The organism is Pseudovibrio japonicus, from assembly GCF_014651595.1.
Classification (GTDB): domain Bacteria; phylum Pseudomonadota; class Alphaproteobacteria; order Rhizobiales; family Stappiaceae; genus Pseudovibrio; species Pseudovibrio japonicus.
Genome location: NZ_BMXE01000001.1, coordinates 1 through 18,634, shown reverse-complemented (window position 1 = coordinate 18,634; position 18,634 = coordinate 1). Strand labels below are relative to the sequence as shown.

General features: G+C 51.9%; 12 protein-coding genes, 5 tRNA genes and 1 pseudogene. 14 read left to right on the top strand and 4 right to left on the bottom strand.

All coding sequences use genetic code 11. The features are described 5' to 3' along the window. Nucleotides 1-40 precede the first annotated feature (40 nt). A complete protein-coding gene (gene parE / locus IE076_RS00090; RefSeq protein ID WP_209008820.1) occupies nt 41-2,089 on the bottom strand; it encodes a DNA topoisomerase IV subunit B in 2,049 nt (682 codons plus the stop codon). A gap of 635 nt (nt 2,090-2,724) precedes the next feature. Between parE and IE076_RS00085 the strand changes: the two genes are divergently transcribed. The 4 genes from IE076_RS00085 to IE076_RS00070 all read left to right on the top strand — a co-directional run bounded on the left by IE076_RS00085 (nt 2,725) and on the right by IE076_RS00070 (nt 4,265). Further along, nucleotides 2,725-3,621: a tetratricopeptide repeat protein gene (locus IE076_RS00085; RefSeq protein WP_209008733.1), complete on the top strand. Its 897-nt coding sequence runs from the start codon at nt 2,725-2,727 to the stop codon at nt 3,619-3,621. 370 nt (nt 3,622-3,991) lie between these two features. Next, nucleotides 3,992-4,068 (top strand) — tRNA-Pro (locus IE076_RS00080). 21 nt (nt 4,069-4,089) lie between these two features. Next, a tRNA-Pro gene (locus IE076_RS00075) sits at nt 4,090-4,166 on the top strand. A 22-nt stretch (nt 4,167-4,188) separates the two neighbouring features. Then, nucleotides 4,189-4,265 (top strand) — tRNA-Pro (locus IE076_RS00070). 116 nt (nt 4,266-4,381) lie between these two features. On the opposite strand, the gene IE076_RS00065 is transcribed toward IE076_RS00070, so the two are convergent. Together IE076_RS00065 and IE076_RS00060 are read right to left on the bottom strand one after the other, a co-directional pair. Further along, the gene (locus tag IE076_RS00065; RefSeq protein ID WP_189434213.1) at nt 4,382-4,861 is read right to left on the bottom strand and encodes an NUDIX hydrolase; all 480 of its coding nucleotides are present in this window, start codon (nt 4,859-4,861) and stop codon (nt 4,382-4,384) included. A gap of 282 nt (nt 4,862-5,143) precedes the next feature. Beyond that, nucleotides 5,144-6,634: an inorganic phosphate transporter gene (locus tag IE076_RS00060; RefSeq protein WP_189434211.1), complete on the bottom strand. Its 1,491-nt coding sequence runs from the start codon at nt 6,632-6,634 to the stop codon at nt 5,144-5,146. Between the two features lie 583 nt (nt 6,635-7,217). Here IE076_RS00060 and IE076_RS00055 point away from each other — a divergent pair. The 7 genes from IE076_RS00055 to IE076_RS00025 all read left to right on the top strand — a co-directional run bounded on the left by IE076_RS00055 (nt 7,218) and on the right by IE076_RS00025 (nt 12,974). Continuing rightward, nucleotides 7,218-7,523 carry an ETC complex I subunit gene (locus tag IE076_RS00055; protein ID WP_189434209.1) on the top strand — a complete coding sequence of 102 codons (306 nt, stop codon included), beginning with the start codon at nt 7,218-7,220 and terminating at the stop codon, nt 7,521-7,523. Between the two features lie 79 nt (nt 7,524-7,602). Continuing rightward, nucleotides 7,603-7,679, top strand: a tRNA-Arg gene (locus tag IE076_RS00050). A gap of 297 nt (nt 7,680-7,976) precedes the next feature. After that, nucleotides 7,977-8,978 (top strand): biotin synthase BioB, encoded by a 1,002-nt coding sequence (gene bioB, locus IE076_RS00045; RefSeq protein WP_244649572.1) that lies wholly within the window; start codon nt 7,977-7,979, stop codon nt 8,976-8,978. After that, complete coding sequence (locus tag IE076_RS00040) at nt 8,962-10,101, top strand: 8-amino-7-oxononanoate synthase (protein ID WP_189434205.1); 1,140 nt, start codon at nt 8,962-8,964, stop codon at nt 10,099-10,101. The genes bioB and IE076_RS00040 overlap by 17 nt, the downstream gene beginning before the upstream one ends. Further along, nucleotides 10,098-10,736, top strand: coding sequence for a dethiobiotin synthase (gene bioD, locus IE076_RS00035; RefSeq protein ID WP_189434203.1), 639 nt, complete (start codon nt 10,098-10,100; stop codon nt 10,734-10,736). The genes IE076_RS00040 and bioD overlap by 4 nt, the downstream gene beginning before the upstream one ends. Then, the gene (locus IE076_RS00030) at nt 10,736-11,995 is read left to right on the top strand and encodes an adenosylmethionine--8-amino-7-oxononanoate transaminase (RefSeq protein ID WP_189434201.1); all 1,260 of its coding nucleotides are present in this window, start codon (nt 10,736-10,738) and stop codon (nt 11,993-11,995) included. Before bioD ends, IE076_RS00030 begins: the two co-directional genes overlap by 1 nt. Next, nucleotides 11,982-12,974, top strand: a complete 993-nt coding sequence (locus IE076_RS00025) for a beta-ketoacyl-ACP synthase III (protein ID WP_189434199.1) — start codon at nt 11,982-11,984, stop codon at nt 12,972-12,974. Before IE076_RS00030 ends, IE076_RS00025 begins: the two co-directional genes overlap by 14 nt. Nucleotides 12,975-13,220: 246 nt before the next feature. Here the strand turns inward: IE076_RS00025 and IE076_RS00020 are convergent. Next, nucleotides 13,221-13,296, bottom strand: a tRNA-Lys gene (locus IE076_RS00020). Between the two features lie 608 nt (nt 13,297-13,904). On the opposite strand from IE076_RS00020, the gene IE076_RS00015 reads away from it, so the two are divergent. The 3 genes and pseudogenes from IE076_RS00015 to IE076_RS00005 form a co-directional block, all read left to right on the top strand. Further along, entirely contained in the window at nt 13,905-16,112 is a 2,208-nt protein-coding gene (locus IE076_RS00015; protein WP_189434197.1) for a NosR/NirI family protein, read from the top strand. 36 nt (nt 16,113-16,148) lie between these two features. Further along, complete coding sequence (nosZ, locus tag IE076_RS00010) at nt 16,149-18,056, top strand: TAT-dependent nitrous-oxide reductase (RefSeq protein WP_189434195.1); 1,908 nt, start codon at nt 16,149-16,151, stop codon at nt 18,054-18,056. Between the two features lie 12 nt (nt 18,057-18,068). Further along, nucleotides 18,069-18,634: pseudogene (locus IE076_RS00005) on the top strand (right-handed parallel beta-helix repeat-containing protein); the annotation flags it as partial.

The following is an 18,634-nucleotide window of genomic DNA, read 5'->3' as shown; positions in this document are numbered from 1 at the left end:
CCAACGCAGAAATCAGCAACTATTCACAGTTAAGGCTCTTTTAGATATCCAGATCAGTGGCGAACTCCGCGCGCTCCTGAATGAAGTTGAAACGAGCTTCTGGTTTATTACCCATCAACTGTTCAACTGCATTACGTGTCTCAATTACGTCATCATCACTAATAACCACCTGAAGCAGCGTACGGCGCTTTGGGTCCATCGTGGTCTCTTTCAGCTGTGCAGGAAGCATCTCACCGAGTCCCTTGAAGCGGCCAATTTCGATCTTTCCGTTCTTCTTGAAGCTGGTTCTTAGGAGTTCCTCACGGTGCTCATCATCACGGGCATAAAGCGTCTTTCCACCCTGGCTGATCCGGTAAAGCGGCGGAACAGCAAGGTAAAGGTGTCCGTTATTGATCAGATCCGGCATCTCTTTATAGAAGAAGGTGATGAGCAGTGCTGCAATGTGTGCGCCATCCACGTCAGCATCCGTCATGATGACAATGCGTTCGTAGCGTAGCTCCTTATCACTGTAATTGGAGCGCGTACCACACCCCAGCGCCTGGATGAGATCAGAAAGCAGCTGGTTCGCGACCAACTTATCTCGGCCCGCATTGGCCACGTTCAGGATCTTACCGCGCAGCGGCAGAACAGCCTGTGTGGAGCGGTTTCGCGCCTGCTTGGCAGAGCCGCCCGCAGAATCGCCCTCCACGATAAACAATTCAGTGCCATCGGATTTACTGGTAGAACAATCCGCAAGTTTGCCCGGCAGTCGCAGGCGGCGCACCGCAGTCTTGCGCGCAACGTCTTTTTCCTGACGCCGTTTAAGGCGCTCTTCAGCACGGTCGATTACCCAATCTAGTAGCTTGTTGGCTTGGTTAGGTGAGGCTGTCAGCCAGTGGTCAAACGCATCACGAACCGCATTCTCAGCAATCCGTGTCGCTTCGTTGGTCGCCAGCTTGTCTTTGGTCTGGCCAACAAATTCCGGCTCGCGAACGAATACGGACAGCATGCCGGCAGCAGACGTCAACACATCATCACCAGTAATAATGGAAGCCTTCTTATTGCCAATCAGCTCTCCATAGGCCTTCAGCCCCCGCAGTAACGCGTAACGAAGGCCTGTTTCATGCGTACCGCCTTCAGGTGTTGGAACGGTGTTACAGTAAGAATTGACAAAGCCGTCACCAGCAAACCAGGCAACCGCCCATTCTACAGATCCGTGTTTGCCAGTCGCTTGCGTGCGTCCAGCAAAAACCTCTTCCGTCACACGGCGCTCTTTGCCAAGCGCCTCTTCCAGATAATCCTTCAGGCCACCAGGGAAGTGGAAAGTTGCACTTTCAGGAATACCATTTGCTTCATCAGCAAGAGCTTTGGCGCAACGCCAACGTATCTCAACGCCGCCGAACAAATAAGCCTTTGACCGTGCCATTCTCATTAACCGGGCAGGCTTGAACTTCAGCGACTTGCCAAAGATCTCAGCGTCCGGCTTGAAACGCACCATGGTGCCCCGGCGGTTATGAATATCTCCAACCAGCTCAAGGCCGCCATCTGCAAGACCGCGGCGGAAGGTCTGGCGATATAGCTTGCGATTTCGCGCAACTTCAACCACCAGTTCTTCAGAAAGCGCGTTCACAACAGAAATACCCACGCCGTGCAGACCGCCGGAGGTCTCATAGACCTTGCTGTCAAACTTACCACCAGCGTGCAGGGTGGTCATAATGACTTCCAGCGCGGACTTGTCTTTATATTTTGGGTGCGGATCAATCGGGATACCGCGTCCGTTATCTGTGATCGTCAGGAAGCCATCTTCACTGAGTGAGACATCAATCCAGCTGGCGTGACCAGCAACGGCCTCATCCATGGAGTTGTCGATCACTTCAGCAAACAGATGGTGCAGCGCCTTCTCATCCGTACCACCAATATACATGCCAGGACGGCGACGGACTGGCTCCAGACCTTCCAGCACCTCAATATCAGCTGCGGTATATTCTGCATCACCGCCCACAGGAGCATTGCGCCCTGCGGAAGAGGCCTTTTCTGGTGAGGTTGGCGCACTTGCTGCTGGTGCTCGTTTCTTCCCAGTGCCTCCAGAAGAGGATGTCAGCTCATCCATGCTTTTAGAAGCATCTGCAAACAGATCATCAGGCGTGCTCATCATACCTCTTTGGTCTTGCGCTCAAATAGTCTCGAATCAACCGGCAGTTTTGCAGGACTGAGTGAAAAGGGCAAAAATCTGCCAGCGTTCTACTCTTGTTCCTTGTGGGTAAGCGCCAAACATACGCTTTTTCGCTTACCGGAATCTGCCACATCCCACTAAAAGTGGGTATCTGAAGCCATATGCGCCATTCGCGGCGAAAATACAAATGGCATTTCTGATTACCTCAGAGCCTGTGATGAAAACTTTACACCGGGCATGCACATACCAGTAGCGTCATGTGCTGCAGATTGTTGCGAGCGTGCAACAACAATCCGTGCTGACTAGGATTGTGGAAACTGACACTGGCTCGGCTCTGGGAAATTGGATAGTTTGCCTTGTCTATATTTGAAACCGGCCGAACTGTGTACGTTTTTTGTTGGCCTAACAAAAAGATAGGCATTTGTAAGATCATTTGTGACAATTTGAAGAAACATCTTCTTTGGAAACAAAATTGACATTTTTCTCTTTCATAGCCTGAAACCATAGCGTCGGCATGAATTGATTAAGAAGTCAGAACCGTTCGTCCTTCGACAACGGTCAAGTGAGGCACTTTGAAAAATGCTTTGTTTATGGATGGTATTGTAACGCACAGCGGTGCGTTCGCGCGTCTCATTGCAAGTCTGGGCTGTGCCTCGGTTCTTACCTTTTTTGCTGTCGGGAACGCACAAGCGCTTGACGCCAACAAAGGCACGAACGCAATGGCTGCCGTCAATCAGATGGCAAAGGTCACGCCTCAACAAGCATTGAAAGAAGGTGCACGCGCCTACTATTCCGGCGAGAAGGACAAAGCACTTTCACCATTACGCTACGCCGCACAAAACGGACAGGCCATGGCCGCCTGGAAGTTGGGCAGAATGTACTCTCAAGGTGATGGGGTGCCAGAAGACGATCTTCAGGCGTTTCGATATTTCTCGCAGGTTGTCCGTGAATACTCTTCCGATGGCCCAAAATCCCATTCTGCACCGTTTGTTGCAAGTGCGCTTGTTGAAATCGGACGCTACTTCCTCACAGGGATCGACGACACTCCGGTAAAGAAGAACCCTCATAAAGCGCACGAAGTCTTTACATATGCGGCCTCGTATTTTGGTGACGCAGATGCGCAGTACAATCTGGGCCTTATGTATCTGGACAACAGGCTGCCCGATTTTGATCGCCGCCTTGCAGCCCGCTGGCTGAAACTGGCTGCTGTCAAAGGGCATGTGGGGGCACAGGCCAAATTTGGTGAACTGCTCTTTTTCTCTAAGGAGATGACAGCAGCACGTATGACGGGCTTGAAATGGATGACACTGGCACGTCGTCAGGTTGCAGGTAGTGAGAGCAACGCATGGATTGTTGCCCTGCATGAGAAAGCATTCTCTCTTGCCTCCGAAAAAGAGCGTCGTAAGTCTGCTAATTGGGCCGATGAATGGTTATCCAAGCGCGGCCTCGTCGTTGCCTCCAGCAATTAACTCAGTCCTTTCACACCTCCCTCAAGTGATACCTTAATCTCCCGCCAGTTCGCCACAGGACTACGTCACTTGAATAGTCATGTTTTATGCCCGACGACAATAGACCCCGCTGGACGCTTTGCTGCTAGTTGGGGTGAGGGTGGGTTACATCCCGTTTAATGGCCGCATCGCCCGGAAAACCTAAAATTTTCTCTATTCTTATGTGGTCTCTTTAAGTCCCTGAAATCTCAGAGTTTTCAACAGTGCGAAACAGTTTTCGAGTTTTTCTCTTATGATTTGGGAAAAACTATAAAACGTGCTTGCCAAGCTTTAAAACTCTGCCTATATACCTGCCTCAACAAGACGCCGCAGGGCGTCACGTTGATGAGATCGGAGCATAGCGCAGCCTGGTAGCGCATCTGGTTTGGGACCAGAGGGTCGCAGGTTCGAATCCTGCTGCTCCGACCATTCATCAACCCGTAGATAGATCGGAGCATAGCGCAGCCTGGTAGCGCATCTGGTTTGGGACCAGAGGGTCGCAGGTTCGAATCCTGCTGCTCCGACCATCTATCAACCCGAAGATTAGTTCGGAGCATAGCGCAGCCTGGTAGCGCATCTGGTTTGGGACCAGAGGGTCGCAGGTTCGAATCCTGCTGCTCCGACCATCTTCACTTTCCCATATAAATTCACAATGCATCAAAATAGTCGTTATTATTGGCGCGATTTTGCGTTTCTCTATGTCGTTGCAGTGGCCTCCTGAGAAACCCTTCAGAAGAGAGCGCTAGCACGCAGCAGCTTCCTCCGTCTGAATCAGCAGATGTTTGCATGGCTGTCTTTTGACAAATTCGTCTTCAATCCATCGCAAAATCCGCCGCTGACCTCCAAAGGCAACCATTTCTATAGCGTCATCAAAGCTGACCCAGCGATATTCGCTGTGTTCGTGATTTAGCGATACCGTGTCGGTTGAATTGATCACTGCCGCAAACACGGGAGCTACGGTAATCGCATCACGACCAGCTTCATAGAACTGCTCGTTTATATCAGCAGAAAACAGAGAAGTCGGCGTCAATTTTGTCTCTTCGTTTAGCTCACGTAGTGCGGCTTGCCACGCAGTTTCTTCAGCTTCTATTTTCCCTGCGACCTGGCACCATTCGCCTACTAAGGTCTGAGTCCTTTTGAGGAGTAAAACCTCATGTCCCAATTCCGATTGACGAATGGCAACAACTGAGATGAGGAAAGCTCGAATGGGAATTGAATGCATCAGGTCTTCTTTCGATAGATAAGTATGTGAGCAGAATAATATAAACCACAGCAAATAAGCGATAGGTTTTAAAGGGCAGATGGGAAGGGCTTTGTTAGCATTATAGCTGTGCCGAAAGCAGGCTCATGCAGTCTTGCTGCGTGGCTCGCAAATGGCCGGGGTTCCAAGCGGGATAGCCAGAGCCGACGCCATGCGGTCACGCCTCCCAGCGACCCTGCGAATAGAAAAAGCCCGAAGGTGATAACCTCCGGGCTTTTAAAGTCTTGTTGTGGTGATGCGTGCTTACATCACGAAGAATTCCAGTACATAATACAGAGCAGCTGACAAAAGTGCAGCAGCTGGTACCGTAATGACCCAGGCAGCGATAATGGTCATGAAGTGCGAGCGACGAACCAGTCTACGACGCTTCTCGTCTTCTTTCACCCGGTTCTGCTTGTAGTTCTCCATGCCGGTGCTTTCTTTCACGAAAGCGATGCGGCGCTTGGATTTCATGGTGTACCACTCACGGAAGAAGCCAACGCCAAAGATCGCGCCAACAGCGATATGGGTGGAGCTCACCGGAAGACCCAGCCAACTTGCAAAGATCACGGTGATCGCAGCGGATAGGGATACGCAGTAGGCGCGCATCGGGTTCAGTTTGGTGATCTTTTCGCCCACCATACGGATCAGCTTTGGGCCGAACAGCATCAGGCCGAAGGAAATACCAAACGCACCAATCAGCATAACCCAGAGCGGAATAGTTACCGCACTTGCAATGCCGCCTTCCTGCACGGTGTGGACGATCGCAGCGAGAGGGCCAATTGCGTTAGCAACGTCGTTTGCACCATGCGCAAATGAAAGTAGCGCTGCAGAGAAAATCAAAGGCCAGCGGAACAATGTACGAAGGGACTGGTTCCGGTTTTCCATACCTTCTGACTGCTTGCGGATCAGTGGGCGGCAAATAGCCAGCGCAGCAACGAACGCAATAGCGCCAAGAAGGAGCGCCATTTCGATCTCGATCTTCACGAGCTTCTTCAGACCCTTCATTGCCAGATACGTGGCAAAGGCACCTGCCATAATCGCAATAAGAATTGGCACCCAGCGACGGGCAGCGGCAATTTTATCTTGCTGGTAGATGATGAAGGATTTGATGAAGGCGAGGAAGAGCGCTGCAATAATACCGCCAAGCAATGGGGATATAACCCAGCTAGCAGCAATGCCGGACATTGTGCCCCAGCTTACAGAGTTAAAGCCAGCAGCGGCAATGCCACCGCCCATAACACCACCGACAACTGAGTGTGTGGTCGAAACAGGCGCCCCAATCCAGGTCGCAAGGTTCAGCCAGACCGCAGCGGAAATCAGGGCTGCAAGCATCAGCTGTACGAAGTCGGTGTAATCAGCAACCTGTGTTGCGTCGATGATACCCTTGGAAACCGTCGAGACAACGTCACCACCGGCAATCAAAGCACCAGCACTCTCGAATACGGCTGCAAGCAGCAAAGCGCCGCCAATTGTAAGAGCTTTTGAGCCAACAGAGGGGCCCACATTGTTAGCCACATCATTTGCGCCGATATTGATCGCCAGATAGGCGCCAATACCCGCTGCAGCAACAATGATAATAGCGTTAGGATGGTCGGAAACGTAAAAACCCGCCATCGCCATAGCGAACATTAGAAAAACAAATGCGACCGCAGGAGCAACCAATGGACGTGCCATCGTGTTGCCGGCCAGCTCTAGCCTGGAAAACTTATCTAAGTCTTTGTCTAGAGTTGGCTTTTTTCTAAGGTTAGACATGCTGTATACTTTTTTCGCCGCGTCTTCTTCGCGTAGATTTTCATGCACTCGGCAGCAGGTATAGCACCTGACTGAAGTCCCGAACCTCCCGTTATCATCAGAATCGGGGAGCTGAGTGCACAGTTAAATTTGGCAGTGTTGCCGTCAATTAAGCAGACCTCGGCAGAAAACGCGAGGAACTTCGTGATATGAAGCTATCCTCAAACGATAATGTTACCGATGACCGCCCTGTTCGCCGGCAAACTAGTTTTGTCTCTCGTATATTTCAAGTTAAAAATGTCTAGAAACTTTGGAGAATTAACTAGATGCAGAAATATCATGCAATCTTCGCGGTTTCTCCATTTAAATCATCTGCATGGCTCCACCAGTAATACTGGTAGTAGAGCCGCAAATATTGCACTTATGAGCGCAAATATTGCACTTAGTGCCGCAATCAGTGCATCTATAGTTACTTGCTAAGAGAAATCGGTATAGCTTTACCAAACGCATTGACACCAATGGCATAATTGGAGATGAAAAAAGAAAACTGGTATATAGCATTGGAAAACGCGTTTCAGTAATCTGATGCGAAAAGAGAGGTTACATGGTCGCTCGCATTTACAATCCAGCCAAAACTGCAATGCAGTCCGGAACCCGCAATACAAAAAACTGGGTGCTGGAATTTGATCCGCAGTCTCCCAAATCAATCGACCCTCTGATGGGCTACACCTCTTCCGGTGACATGACGCAGCAGGTGCGGCTAAAGTTCTCCACCAAAGAAGAAGCAGTAGCCTACGCAAAGCGCAATAACATGCAGTTCCGTGTCGACGAAGAGAGCAAGCGCAAGTACCACCGCGCATCGTATTCAGATAATTTCCGTTTTGATAGATTATCTCCGTGGACACATTAAGTTTCGGCATTGAGATTATTCTCTAACCGCCTTATGAAACATCCCACGCAAGGGGCGAGCACTCGCCCCGAGCCAAAGCGGTCCCTTAGCTCAGCTGGATAGAGCACCGGCCTTCTAAGCCGACGGTCGCAGGTTCGAATCCTGCAGGGATCGCCACTCTTCCCCAGAATATATTTTAAACGCACAGAACGCTTCCCGTGGAAGAGCGATGCATATCTCTCTGTTGGGTCTGCACATCACGAATTGATCCGCAATATGGGTGAGGCATTCTAAGCTGCATACCATCGAAGCATCCTGATGCTTGTAGGCAAGGCCGTCTCACATTCCGGCACCCCCGGAGGGAGGCAGCGTGCGCAATTCGGCTAATTTTGGCGTTTCTCCTAATCGAACATTGTGTACGCCACATTTTTGCTGTATTTCACGGCAAAACACGCCTTAGGGGAAATTAACGAGTTGAACTGCGTGCAAAATTCATCTGACATCCGTACAAACTGGACGCGTGAAGAAGCCGAGGCTCTTTACAACCTGCCGTTTAATGATCTGCTGTTTAAAGCTCACTGCGTTCATCGCGAGCATTTTGACCCCAATGAGGTCCAGCAGAGTCAGCTCTTAAGCATCAAGACAGGCGGTTGCCCGGAAGATTGTGCTTATTGCAGCCAGTCTGCTCGCAATAATGCAGATCTTCCTGCTTCAAAGCTTCTGGAAGTACAGCGCGTTCTTGCTGAAGCCAAAAAAGCAAAGGAAGGTGGCGCAACGCGTTATTGTATGGGCGCAGCTTGGCGCTCTCCAAAAGATCGCGACATGCGTGCCATTGAGATGATGGTGGAAGGCGTCAAGGAGCTCGGCATGGAGAGCTGCATGACACTCGGTATGCTGACTCCAGAACAAATCCTGCGCCTGAAAGATGCTGGGTTGGACTACTATAACCACAACATCGACACCTCCGAGCGTTACTACAGTGAAGTCATCACGACCCGGAAATTCTCCGACCGTATTGAGACACTCAATTTGGTAAAAGAATCCGGTATCAAGGTCTGCTCCGGTGGCATTGTCGGCATGGGCGAACAGGACATGGATCGCCTGGACATGCTGGTGTCTCTTGCCACCTTGGAAGCGCATCCAGACAGCGTGCCAATCAACATGCTCATTCCAATCGAAGGAACACCGCTCGAAGATGCAGCTCCGGTTGATCCGATCGACTTCGTACGCCTGATCTCCGTTGCACGTATCATGATGCCAAAGTCTCATGTACGCCTGTCTGCTGGCCGAACTGAAATGTCCGATGAAACGCAGGCAATGTGTTTCTTTGCTGGGGCAAACTCCATCTTTAAAGGTGAAACCTTGCTCACAGCAGATAACCCGGAAGACACAAAGGACGCTGCTCTGTTCAAACGACTTGGCATCCGTCCAATGGGATTGAAGAACTGTACGGCTGAAAATGAGCCTGCTGAGTAAGCATCACGGAGCCCTCGAGCGTCTGGCGGAACGGGGCAGGGCTCGTTCCTTGCTTAAAGCCCGTGGCTGCGACTTTTCATCCAACGATTATCTGGCGCTCACCACAGCGCCAGAATTGCGTTTAGCAGCTGAAAATGCGTTGGCCCGAGGCGTCGGTCTTGGGGCAGGTGGTTCCCGTTTGCTGCGTGGAAATAATCCGGAGCATGAAGCGCTTGAAGTTGAAGCCGCAAAGTTATTCAACACAGAACGATCTCTGTTCTTTGGGGGTGGCTACAACGCCAATATGGCTCTGTTTTCCACACTGCCCCAGCAAGGTGATCTTGTGCTTCATGATGCCCTGATTCACGCCAGTGCACATGATGGCATGAAGCTGGGTGCCGCCCAAACCATGGCCTTCAAACACAATCAGGTGCAAGATGCAAAGGACCGCATCGCTCAGTGGCGTCAAACGGGCGGTACAGGCCGCATTTGGCTCGCCTGTGAAAGCCTCTACAGCATGGATGGTGATTTGGCACCTCTCAAGGATCTGGTGGAACTTGCCGACCAAAATGATGCGTTCTTGCTGGTGGATGAGGCTCATGCCACCGGCGTATTAGGTAAGGGTGGCAAAGGTCTGGCTGCTGAGTTTGAAGGCCGCGAGAATATCATCTCACTTCACACCTGCGGCAAGGCACTGGGAGCTTCCGGTGCTCTTGTCTGCGGCCAAGCCGTGCTTATTGACTATCTCATCAACCGCGCCCGTGGGTTTATCTACGCCACCGCTCCATCTCCGCTCGTTGCTGCTATCGTGCGCGCTTCTCTCAAGCTGGTGCAGGACCAGCCGGAGCGCAGAAAGAGACTTGCTGATTTGGTTGACCACGCAAATGCGGAAATGGAGCGCCTTTGCGGCCAAAAGGGCAGCGGCACACATATCCTGCCGTTCCTCGTTGGTGACGACAAGAAAACCATGCAGATTGCCAGTGCACTGCAGGATAACGGCTTTGATATCCGCGGCATTCGCCCGCCAACCGTACCGCGCGGAACGTCCCGGCTGCGCATTGCTCTGACCTTGCATGCCAGCAAACACGATGTTTCCACCATGTTTAAGGTGCTTAAAGAAGAAATGGGGCTGGGTCGCTCATGACCAAACCAATCGTAGTAACCGGCACAGATACCGGTATCGGCAAGACAATCTTTTCAGCTGCGCTGACACAGGCACTTTCCGCAACCTATTGGAAGCCGGTTCAGTCCGGGCTTGATGAAGAAACCGACACTGAGGCCGTAACCCGCCTGACAGGTTGCAAAGCGCTTCCAGAACGATACCGCCTGCAGATCCCCGCATCACCACACTTTTCGGCAGAAGAAGAGGGTGTCCTCATCGACACCGGAAACTTGGCTTTGCCTCTGATTGACGGTTCGCTGGTGGTCGAAGGGGCAGGTGGCCTCATGGTGCCACTCACGCGCGAAACGCTTTTCATTGACATATTCAGGAAATGGCAAGCGCCGATTGTGCTCTGCGCGCGCACTGGTCTGGGGACCATCAACCACACCCTGCTTTCCATCGAAGCACTTCGTGCTCGTGGCTGCGATCTGCTCGGCATCGTCTTCATCGGTGACGAGGTTGCCGATTCTGAGAGTACCATCGTGGAGTATGCAGGGGCGAAAAAGCTTGGACGCTTGCCAGTGCTGCGCGACATCACTCCAAAAACAATAAGAACAGCGTTCGCAGAAAACTTCCAGCTGGAGGATTTCGGCGTACAACATGAGGAGAACGCCTGATGGCGACCCGCTCACCGATCTGGCACCCATTTACTCAGCACGCGGTAATGCCGGAGATGACCAAAATAACGGAAAGCTCTGGCGCATACCTGACAAAGCCTGATGGTGAGAAGCTGCTGGATGCGATCGCTTCATGGTGGGTTGTAACTCACGGCCATTGCCACCCGCATGTGATTGGCGGAATCAAGGATCAGGCTGAAAAGCTCGATCAGGTGATCTTTGCAGGCCATACTCATGAACCAGCCGAACGACTGGCACAGCAACTGCTTAAGTGCACGCCCGATGGTCTGGACTACGTGTTCTTTTCAGACAGCGGCTCCACCAGTGTGGAAGTGGCGCTCAAAATGGCACTGGGTTACTGGCATCATCTGAAAGAAGATCGCAAACGCATCGTGGTTATGGAAAACAGCTATCACGGCGACACAATCGGCACCATGTCCGTTGGTGAGCGCGGTGTTTTCAACCAGCCTTACAATCCGCTCCTGTTTGATGTTGCCAAAGTGCCATTCCCATCTGCGGGCAAGGAGCAAGATGCGCTCGACGCATTGGAAAAACTCTGCTCAAAAGGCGATGTGGCAGCTTTCATTGTTGAGCCACTTGTTCTCGGTGCAGGTGGCATGCTCATGTACTCCGCTGAAACACTGCGAGCCCTCTATGAGATCTGCAAAAAGCATAACGCGCTGTTCATTGCAGATGAAGTCATGACCGGCTGGGGCCGTACCGGTAAAATGTTTGCCTGCGAACACGCGCAAATCACACCGGATATTGCCTGCTACTCAAAAGGCCTGACCGGCGGCTCGCTCCCACTTGCAGTCACAATGTGTTCTGCAGCTATCTATGACGAGCATTACTCCACGGACAGAAGTAAGACCTTCTTCCACTCAAGCTCCTACACCGCTAACCCCATTGCGTGTGCTGCGGCCGTCGCAAATTTGGAGATCTGGGAGAATGAGCCCGTCTATCAGCGCATCGCGAAACTCATGGAAATGCAGACAGTTGGCCTTGCGCGGTTCAAGCATGATGACCGCTTCACCAACATCCGTCAAACTGGTACCATCGCCGCCATGGACATCAACGTGAAGGATCACGGCTACCTGTCAGATATCGGCCCGCGCCTTTACGCATTTTTCCAAAAGAAGAACCTGCTGCTGCGTCCACTTGGCAACACCCTCTATTCCATGCCGCCATATTGTGTCACGCAAGAGGATATCAACCGGATCTACGATGCCATCGCTGAGGCCGCTGATGAGCTCCTTTAATGATCGGGGCGGCCTAGTCGGTTTTGGGCATTATGCACCAAAACGTCGTGTATTAAATGCGGAGATTGAGCAGGATCTGGGGCTGGAAGAGGGCTGGATTGAACGCCGAACTGGCATTCGCGAGCGACGCTACGTGTCCTCGGACCAGGCCCTGACGGATATTGCGCTGCCTGCCGCTCAAATGGCAATTGAAGACGCCGATATTGATCCGGCAACGATCGGACTGACGCTGCTTGCCACCAGTACACCGGACCACCTGTTGCCACCCTCTGCGCCGCTGCTCGTGCACAAACTCGGGCTGCCAAACTCCGGCGGCATCGACATGGCCGGAGCTTGCGCAGGCTTCCTATACGCGCTGGCAATGGCAGATGCCTACGCAAAGGCTCAAGGCATTGCCGTCCTTGTGGTCGCAGCCAACATCTTAAGCCGTCGCATCAATCCACAAGAGCGTGCCAGCCGCGTCCTGTTTGCAGATGCAGCTGGCGCTGTGGTTGTTATGCCGCCTACCCATAAAGGGCAGGGGATCCTTGCTGCCGATTTGACATCTGACGGCGCCCATTATGATCTGATCAAGATACCCGGCGGCGGCAGCCGCAATCCCTACAGGCCTGATATGGATCCCAACGAGTATCTGATGAGCCTGAAAGGTGGTCAGACCGTATTTGCCAGGGCAGTGACAACACTCACAAACTCCGGCACAAAAATCCTTGATCAGGCTGGTCTGTCACCCTCCGACGTCGACCACTGGGCCCCACATCAGGCAAACTCGCGGATTATTCAGGCTGTTGGAACTAATTTATCAATAGATCCTGATAAGGCACTGATGACATTGGCTAAATACGGGAATAGTTCGGCGGCAACAATTCCGTTCAGCTTATCCAAATGCCGCGAAAACCGCAGTTACCGGACAGGTGATAAACTTCTCTTATCCGCTATCGGCGCCGGATTTGTCAGCGGGTCACTGCTCATAGGTATGTAAACGGCGCGCCCCCTCGCAATAGAAAAGCGAGCGGGCGCACTTTCTCATCTGGAAATGACAATCTCATACGTACCTTGGGATGCTCTAGGGGCAGCTGCTACGGTCCGGGTGGCATCACGACTTCAATAAATTTTCTTAAGAGAGTGAGGAGCAGGGCCCAGCCCAATGCGCCGACACGAAGCGCAACAGCAAAAAGCTCCCTGATAGGAGCTTTTGCGAAACCTCGATTTACACCATGAGGTTAAATGGTGAGCCCGCACGGGTTCGAACCGTGGACCTACTGATTAAAAGTCAGTTGCTCTACCAGCTGAGCTACGGGCTCTTCGGCGTGACCGCTAGGTCGCTGCCTGTGAGGGGTCTTCTAAGGATTGCAGGGGCTTAGCGCAAGCGCTTTTTTTCATTTTCCACACAGTGCGCCAAATTTAGATTTGCCACATATCAAGTTCGCTTTCCCAATTCAGGCAGCAGACAATTTCACGCCAAACACGAACCCAAAATATTTGTCGTGATACGACTCTCTCATTTTGCTCGTTGCTGCTCAAACTCCATTCAATGAGCCGATCTGGTCGTTCAATCAGGTCAACGGTCAAACACATTTTCAGTCTAGGTCAATTTGTCTCAACTCCTAGGTAAAACCACAACCCAACGCCAGATTTTCTACGTATTGTCACGGGTATGCTTGTATTCTACAGCGGAACTGGAAAATCTAAAATAGTTATTTAATACAGATGCTTAAAGAGTTTTCAGGCTTTTGAAAACAAGGGATTTTCACTCAAATTCAATCATGGATTGTGAGATATCTAAATGCTGTGGAGATACACACTTTCGCCACGGAGTGGGCTCCGCTTTTTGATCTTGCGCAAAGCAATCACCGACAAATAAGCGCACCTACCTAATGTATATTCCTCATGCGAGTTAAGGTGTCTCGGAATGCGAGCTATCAGGTTGCGCACTGTCTTCCTTCTTATTTTTACGTTCTTTCTCAGTGCGTCGAGCTACGCCATAGCTGCGTCGGAATCCCCAAACCGTGTTCTTGACTTTGCAGAAAAGGTTGAGGTTACGAAGTTTTTTCCTAAAGCCGATAGATACGGTGAACTGCGTGAGGACATCCCGGTTCTACCTGCTTTGGCAGGAGAAGAGGTGCTGGGCTGGGTCTTCCTAACCACTGACCTTGTGTCCACAACGGGATACTCCGGCAAACCAATTGATACGCTGGTTGGCATCGACACGGATGGCATACTGACAAGTGTTCAGCTGGTAAAACACGCTGAACCGATTGTTCTGGTTGGTATTCCAGAGAGTGAGATCAAGCAGGTTACAGAGAACTACGCTGGCCTTGATATCAAAAAGGAAGCCGAGCAGGGCGGGTCTGCCCATGAGCTTGACATTATTTCTGGCGCCACAGTCACCATAATGGTGATCGACGATTCTGTTGTCAGAGCGAGCCTGAAAGTGGCGCGCACCCTCGGAATCGGCAATCTGAAAGACGCCTCCGCTGACACCGGACCAAAATTCGCGATTGATACAGCCAAGACTGAAGTCTCCGATTGGATGACACTGGTGGGCGACGGCTCAATTCGCCGCCTCACACTCGATGTAGGCCAGATCAACGCTGCATTTATTGAACAGGGCGACCCGAAAGCCATCAAGCGCCCTGAAAAAGGCCCGGATACAGACGCCTACGTCGATATGTACATGGCGCTGGTTGACGTTCCCTCTATTGGCCGCACCATCATGGGCGATGCTGAGTACGACAACCTGCAAGATCGCATGGAAGACGGTGACCATGCCATTGCTGTGCTCGGTCGTGGCCGGTATTCCTTCAAAGGCACAGGTTACGTGCGCGGCGGTATCTTTGATCGCATACAACTGATCCAGAACGATGTTTCCGTCCGCTTCAGAGATCGTCAGCACAAGCGACTGCGTGTTGTTGCAGCAGATGATGCACCAACCTTCAAAGAACTGGACATCTTCACAATCCCGGCAGACTCCGGCTTTGATCCAAGTAAACCATTCCGCTTACAGGTTCTGGTGCACCGCGCAATCGGTGCAATTGATAAGACATTTCTGACTTTTGACTTGGGCTATCAGCTACCGCAGCAATACCTGAAGAAGGTTGATGTAGTACCTGTTGTCGCAACAGAGGCCGGAAGCAACCAAAGTGCAACTGCAGCACCTCTCGACGAAGGTCGTCCCGAACTATGGCGCCGCATCTGGAATGACCGTCAGGCTGATATCGTTGTTCTGGGCATCGCGCTCACAGTTCTGACAGGCGTGTTCTTCTTCCAGATGCAGGTTGCCAAATCAGAGAAGTTTACCTTCTGGTTCCGCATTGGCTTCCTGACCTTCGTTCTGGTTTGGCTCGGCTGGATGGAAAACGCACAGCTGTCTGTTGTAAACGTCCTAGCATTGTTCTCCGCGTTGACAACGGAGTTCAGCTGGAGCGCCTTCTTGATGGACCCACTGGTGTTCCTTCTTTGGTTTGCTGTTGCAGCTGCCCTCATCTTCTGGGGCCGTGGCGCTTACTGTGGCTGGCTCTGCCCATTCGGCGCTTTGCAGGAGCTGACAAACCGGATCGCCAAGTTCTTCAAGGTGCCGCAGATAACCCTGCCATGGGGCTTGCATGAGCGCCTCTGGGCTGTGAAGTACATGATCTTCTTAGGGCTGTTCGGGTTGTCACTCTACTCTCTGTCTGTGGCCGAACACTACGCTGAAATCGAACCATTTAAGACCGCTATCATCATGAAGTTCCAGCGCGGGTGGCCATTTGTGCTCTTTGCAGTGGCACTGCTGACAGCTGGTCTGTTTATCGAGCGGTTCTATTGCCGTTACCTCTGTCCATTGGGGGCTGCTCTCGCCATTCCAGCGCGCCTGCGCATGTTCGACTGGCTCAAGCGCTACAAGGAATGCGGAAACCCATGCGCACGCTGCGAAAAAGAATGCATGGTCGGTGCAATCCATCCTGAAGGTCACATCAATCCAAACGAATGCCTGAACTGCCTGCACTGTCAGGTGCTGTATCAGAGCGACGACAAATGTCCGGTCTGCATCAAGAAGCTTGCCAAGCGCAAGAAGTTCGAAGCGCAGACGGGTATTTCAAAGACGGAAAAGGGCACTTCCGTCAAACAACCGGCTTAGGCCGTTCCATACGAGAAAGTTACAAGGGAGACTTTCATGTCTGATAAAAGAGAAACAGGTCTGTCACGCCGCGCATTGCTAAGCGGTACAGCTAAAACAGCTGCTGTTGCAGGTCTGGGTGCTGTAGCAGTGGCGAACGCCAATGGCGGCATCTCTGCTGCACAAGCTGCGGAAGGCAGTTCTGCAAATGTTGCTCCAGGTGAACTGGATGAATACTACGGCTTCTGGTCTTCCGGTCAGAGCGGGGAAGTGCGCATTCTCGGCATTCCTTCCATGCGTGAACTTATGCGTATTCCAGTGTTCAACCGTTGTTCTGCAACTGGTTGGGGCCAGACCAATGAATCTAAAAAGATCCTGACAGAAAACCTTCTGCCGGAAACAAAAGAATTCCTGGCAGCCCACGGCATGGATCACTACGACAACGGTGACCTCCATCACCCACATATGTCCTTTACTGACGGCACATATGACGGTCGCTATCTGTTCGTAAACGACAAAGCCAACACGCGCGTTGCTCGTATCAACATCAAGACCATGAAGACCGATAAGATCATCGAAGTGCCAAACGCACACGATATCCACGGTCTGCGTCCTCAGAAGTATCCACGTACTGGCTACATCTTCGCCAACGGTGAGCACGAAGCTCCGCTCATCAACGACGGCAAGATCCTCGACAAGCCAGAAGAATACAGCTGCATCTTCTCCGCAATTGACGGCGACACCATGGAAGTGGCATGGCAGGTCATCGTATCCGGGAACCTGGACAACTGTGACGCTGACTATCAGGGCAAATATGCATTCTCTACCAGCTACAACTCAGAAATGGGTACAAACCTGGCAGAAATGACAGCTTCAGAAATGGATCACTGCGTTGTCTTCAACATCGAGCGCATTGAACAGGGCGTAAAAGACGGCGACTACCAGATGCTGAACGGTGTGCCAGTTCTTGATGGCCGTAAGGGCTCCAAGTACACCGCCTACATTCCTGTGCCGAACAGCCCACATGGCTGTAACACTTGCCCAGACAAAAAACACCTGATGATCGCTGGCAAGCTGTCTCCAACAGTGACTGTGATCGACGTGGACAAGCTGGAAGCAGTCTTCAACGGTGCAGAGCCACGCTCCGCAGTTGTTGCAGAACCAGAGTTGGGTCTTGGCCCTCTCCACACTGCATTCGACAACCGCGGCTTCGCCTACACCACACTGTTCCTCGACAGCCAGATGGTGAAGTGGGACATCGACAAAGCAATTCGTCAGTACGCTGGCGAAGAAGTCGATCCAATCCACTCCAAAATCGATGTGGCATACCAGCCAGGTCACAACCACACCTCAATGGGTGAAACCGCAGAAGCAGACGGCAAGTGGCTTATCTCTCTGAATAAGTTCTCCAAAGACCGCTTCTTGAACGTTGGTCCTCTGAAGCCAGAAAACGAGCAGCTGATCGACATTTCAGGCGACGAAATGAAGATCGTTCATGATGGCCCGACATTTGCTGAGCCACACGACTGTATTATGGTTCATCGTTCAAAAGTGAACCCTGAGAACATATGGGACCGCAACGATCCAACTTTTGCTGATGCTGTTGAACAGGCAAAAGCAGACGGTGTTGATCTGGAAGAAGCAGAACACGTTATCCGGGACGGTAACAAGGTTCGTGTGTACATGCACTCTGCCGCACCAATGTTCTCTCTTGAGAAGTTCACTGTGAAGCAGGGCGACGAGGTCACCGTTTATGTCACCAATATTGATGACATTGACGACCTGACACACGGCTTCTGTATCTCCAACTACGGTGTGGCGATGGAAGTTGCACCTCAGGCAACAGCTTCCGTCACCTTCATTGCTGAGCGTCCAGGCGTTCACTGGTTCTACTGCCAGTGGTTCTGTCACGCCCTGCACATGGAAATGCGCGGCCGTATGTTCGTAGAGCCACGCGACGCATAAGGAGCAGCGGGTATGACAAGGTTAATCTGGCAAATAGTGCTGGGAGCAACGGCTTTGGTGAGCGTGAGCATGTCAGCTCACGCCGCCGAGCTTAAAGTTCCTGCGCAGCCCGATGCCTTGGCCCGCGCCTTGGAAGAGGCGCAGGACGGAGACGTTTTGCGCCTTTCTGCTGGAACTCATCAAGGACCGGTCGTCATCGACCGGTCTTTGGTGCTTAAAGGAGAGCCAGGCGCAGAGCTGAAGGGCAACGGCAAAGGCTCGGTCATTACTGTCGAGGCACCAGATGTGGTCGTCGATGGACTGGTCATCACCGGTTCCGGTCTTTCTAATGAAACAATTGATTCAGGCGTGAAGCTGACCAAAGACGCAGACCGTGCCCGAATTACCGGCAACAAGTTCCTCAACAATCTGGTGGGTGTGGATGCTCACGGACCAGATGATGCCTATATTGCCGATAATCTGATTGAAGGGCGTCAGGATCTGCGCCCCAATGAGCGCGGCAACGGCATCTACATCTGGAATGCGCCGCGCCTTCTGGTGGAGTACAACACCATCCGATATGGCCGGGACGGGATTTT

Excerpts from the sequence above, each read along its gene's own strand:
- parE (WP_209008820.1), bottom strand. The coding sequence starts at position 2,089 with ATGGATGAGCTGACATCCTCTTCTGGAGGCACTGGGAAGAAACGAGCA.
- IE076_RS00065 (WP_189434213.1), bottom strand. The coding sequence starts at position 4,861 with ATGCATTCAATTCCCATTCGAGCTTTCCTCATCTCAGTTGTTGCCATT.
- IE076_RS00060 (WP_189434211.1), bottom strand. The coding sequence starts at position 6,634 with ATGTCTAACCTTAGAAAAAAGCCAACTCTAGACAAAGACTTAGATAAG.
- IE076_RS00055 (WP_189434209.1), top strand. The coding sequence starts at position 7,218 with ATGGTCGCTCGCATTTACAATCCAGCCAAAACTGCAATGCAGTCCGGA.
- IE076_RS00040 (WP_189434205.1), top strand. The coding sequence starts at position 8,962 with ATGAGCCTGCTGAGTAAGCATCACGGAGCCCTCGAGCGTCTGGCGGAA.
- bioD (WP_189434203.1), top strand. The coding sequence starts at position 10,098 with ATGACCAAACCAATCGTAGTAACCGGCACAGATACCGGTATCGGCAAG.
- IE076_RS00030 (WP_189434201.1), top strand. The coding sequence starts at position 10,736 with ATGGCGACCCGCTCACCGATCTGGCACCCATTTACTCAGCACGCGGTA.
- IE076_RS00025 (WP_189434199.1), top strand. The coding sequence starts at position 11,982 with ATGAGCTCCTTTAATGATCGGGGCGGCCTAGTCGGTTTTGGGCATTAT.
- IE076_RS00015 (WP_189434197.1), top strand. The coding sequence starts at position 13,905 with ATGCGAGCTATCAGGTTGCGCACTGTCTTCCTTCTTATTTTTACGTTC.
- nosZ (WP_189434195.1), top strand. The coding sequence starts at position 16,149 with ATGTCTGATAAAAGAGAAACAGGTCTGTCACGCCGCGCATTGCTAAGC.